This is a genomic window from Microbacterium sp. zg.Y909 (genome assembly GCF_024626565.1).
Genome location: NZ_JANJFJ010000480.1, coordinates 1 through 2,981 on the forward strand (window position 1 = coordinate 1; position 2,981 = coordinate 2,981).

Below are 2,981 nucleotides of genomic sequence, written 5' to 3' on the forward strand. Positions count from 1 at the left end.
CGAGAAGACCATGCGCGGAATGCAGGTTGCGGCCACCATGATCGCCGGTCGCCTCACGCACGTCTCCGCCTGACACCGCCGGACAGCGCCTGACACGACGAAGCCCCGACCCTCGCGGGTCGGGGCTTCGTGGAGACGTGATTACTCGGCGAGGTGGGCGAAGAGGAACCAGCGGTCCTTCTCCAGGCCCGCCTTGATGCCGATGGCGACATCCTGGCTGGTGAGGTCGACCTCGTCGAGACCGTCGATCGCGGCCTGGACATCGACGAGGATGCCGTCGATGTCGGCCAGCACGCTGCGCACCATGGCATCCCACGGGGTGAACCCGGCGGGCACGGTGGTGGGCTTGGCCTTCTGGGCGACGGTGGTCAGGCGGGCGTCGATGGGGAGGCCCAGGGCGACGATGCGCTCGGCGGCTTCATCCGACCAGCCCTGCGCGTGCTCGACGACCGTGTCGAGAAGCTCGTGGATCGACTGGAAGTTCGCGCCGCGCACGTTCCAGTGCGCCTGCTTGCCGTTGACCACAAGCGCCTGCAGGCCCATGACGACGGGAGTGAGGAACTGCGCGGTGCCGGCGGCGACGGTGGGGTCTGCGGCGGTGGCCGGAATGGTCTGATTCTTCGTCATGCTGTCGTCTCCTATCGGCGGGGAGTCGCCCCACCTTTTGCAACGGTACTCAGGCGGAGCTATTCCGCAAGCAAGCTGAGGCTGGGCTAATGCGGCTTGACGAGCGCCCTAGAGTCGTGGCATGACGATCGCCGATGATGCCTCCGTCCTGTCCGTCTCCGGCCGCGAGCCGCTCGTTCCCGCCTCGGCGTTCGTCGCGGCGGGGGCGCGGATCATCGGGGCGGTGACACTGGGTGAGGAATCGAGTGTCTGGTACAACGCCGTGCTGCGCGGCGACAGTGCGCCGATCACCGTCGGCGCCGGCAGCAACGTGCAGGACAACGTCTCGGTGCACGTGGACCCGGGGCACCCCGTGGTCATCGGAGCCGACGTCTCGATCGGGCACAACGCGGTCGTGCACGGCTGCACCGTGGAGGACGGATCGCTCATCGGCATGGGCGCGGTCGTGCTGTCGGGCGCCGTCATCGGTGCGGGGTCCCTCGTGGCCGGGGGAGCGGTGGTACTCGAGGGGACCGTGGTGCCGCCCGGTTCGCTGGTGGCCGGCGTGCCCGCGAAGGTGCGCCGCACGCTCACCGAGGACGAACGCGCCAAGCTTCTGCGCAACGCCGAGGTGTACCGCACGCACCTGCGCAACCACAGCGCCACGGTGCGAGCGGACTGAGGTCTCCGCCGCCCGCGGACGCTCACCCGTGATCGGCAGTGCTTCGGATTCCCGAAAGTCCACTGCTGGGCCCGCGGAGGAGCTCCTACCCGACCTCACCACCGTGGGGGTCCACGACTCGTGCGGGAACGAACTCGCTCGAGCTGACTAACGGGCGCGGCGTGCGCGAACCGACGGATTCGCGACGCCCGCGGTCGGGCGCGATACGAAGCTTCAGTAGGGTTGAAGGTATTGTCCAGACAAGGGAAAGGACGCAACGGGTGAAGCCCGCCAGACCGCTCTCCACCACCCCACCGCCTCCGCCGCAGCCGGTGAAGAGCGGCCGACGTTCCCCGACCTGGCTCTGGGTGGTGGTCGGGGTGGTCGCTCTGCTGGTCGGGGTCCCGTTGTCCCCGATCTTCGCGTTGGTCTCACTGGCGGTCCTCATCACCGGAATCGTCGCGCTGGCCAAGAACACGCCGACGTGGCTGCGGCTGCGCTCACGAAGGACCGCGTGGGTGATCACCGCTGCCGCGGCGGCGATGTTCATCGTCACCGGCACTGTCAGCTCGACGTTCTTTCCTGGTGACGCGCCGGTGGCAGCGCAGATCGCCACGCCCTCCGCGCCGACGCCCACCCCCGAGCCCACGGTCACCGTCGAGCCCGTGGACGAAGAGATCACCGATCCAACGTTCCAAGGCGAGGCCTCGACCGCGGCCGACAGCGCGGTGACAGCGGACCAGACCGCGCTGGCGGTGCTGTCCACTCTCGAGGTGAAGGGGAGGGCGCCCAAGACCGGCTACGACCGCGACCAGTTCGGGCAGCGGTGGTCGGACGTGGACCGCAACGGGTGCGACACCCGCAACGACATTCTCGCCCGCGACCTCACCGACATCGACAAGTCCGGCCCCTGCAAGGTCATGAGCGGCATCCTCGCCGACCCCTTCACGGCGCACACCATCGAGTTCGTCCGCGGCCAGGACACCTCCGCAGAGGTCCAGATCGACCACGTGGTTTCGTTGTCCGATGCGTGGCAGAAGGGGGCACAGCACCTCACGGCAGACCAGCGCGCTTCGTTCGCGAATGATCCGCTCAACCTGCTCGCGGTCGACGGCGGCGCGAATGCGCAGAAGGGCGACGGTGACGCGGCCACCTGGCTGCCGAGCAACAAGGCGTTCCGCTGCGCGTATGTCGCCCGTCAGGTGTCTGTCAAGGCGACCTACGGATTGTGGGTGACGCAGGCGGAGCACGACGCGATCGCCCGGGTCCTGGCCGAATGCCCCGACGAACCGGCCTTCACGTCCGCGTTCGCGCCAGTTCCCGCAGCGCCGGCGCCCGCACCCGCACCAGAACCCGCACCGGCACCCGCACCGGTACCCGACGTCTATTACGAGAACTGCACGGCGGTCCGCGCGGCGGGTGCGGCGCCGATCCACGCGGGAGACCCCGGATATTCCAGCAAGCTCGACCGTGATGGCGACGGGGTCGCCTGCGAATGACGGGCTGATATGTGGAGGGGATGACGGGAATCGAACCCGCACCATCAGTTTGGAAGACTGAGGCTCTACCATTGAGCTACATCCCCGCGGCGGAACGCTCCGCGGCCTCCGCCAGTGTAGTCGAACCTCCGGCTCAGCGCGGACACGGCGCGGTCGGCTAGACTTCCCGGGGTCGTTTCAGCGCACGCGTGCGTGCACACAGCCCGGGGCGTAGC

General features: G+C 68.7%; 3 protein-coding genes and 1 tRNA gene. 2 read left to right on the top strand and 2 right to left on the bottom strand.

What is annotated here, in order from left to right:
• Nucleotides 1–141 precede the first annotated feature (141 nt).
• Complete coding sequence (locus NQ160_RS21625) at nt 142–627, bottom strand: Dps family protein (RefSeq protein ID WP_257517122.1); 486 nt, start codon at nt 625–627, stop codon at nt 142–144.
• Nucleotides 628–748: 121 nt separating this feature from the next.
• Between NQ160_RS21625 and NQ160_RS21630 the strand changes: the two genes are divergently transcribed.
• Both NQ160_RS21630 and NQ160_RS21635 read left to right on the top strand, forming a co-directional pair.
• Nucleotides 749–1,288: a gamma carbonic anhydrase family protein gene (locus tag NQ160_RS21630; RefSeq protein WP_257517123.1), complete on the top strand. Its 540-nt coding sequence runs from the start codon at nt 749–751 to the stop codon at nt 1,286–1,288.
• Nucleotides 1,289–1,548: 260 nt separating this feature from the next.
• Nucleotides 1,549–2,766: a GmrSD restriction endonuclease domain-containing protein gene (locus tag NQ160_RS21635; protein ID WP_257517124.1), complete on the top strand. Its 1,218-nt coding sequence runs from the start codon at nt 1,549–1,551 to the stop codon at nt 2,764–2,766.
• Between the two features lie 12 nt (nt 2,767–2,778).
• On the opposite strand, the gene NQ160_RS21640 is transcribed toward NQ160_RS21635, so the two are convergent.
• Nucleotides 2,779–2,852 (bottom strand) — tRNA-Gly (locus tag NQ160_RS21640).
• Nucleotides 2,853–2,981 lie beyond the last annotated feature (129 nt).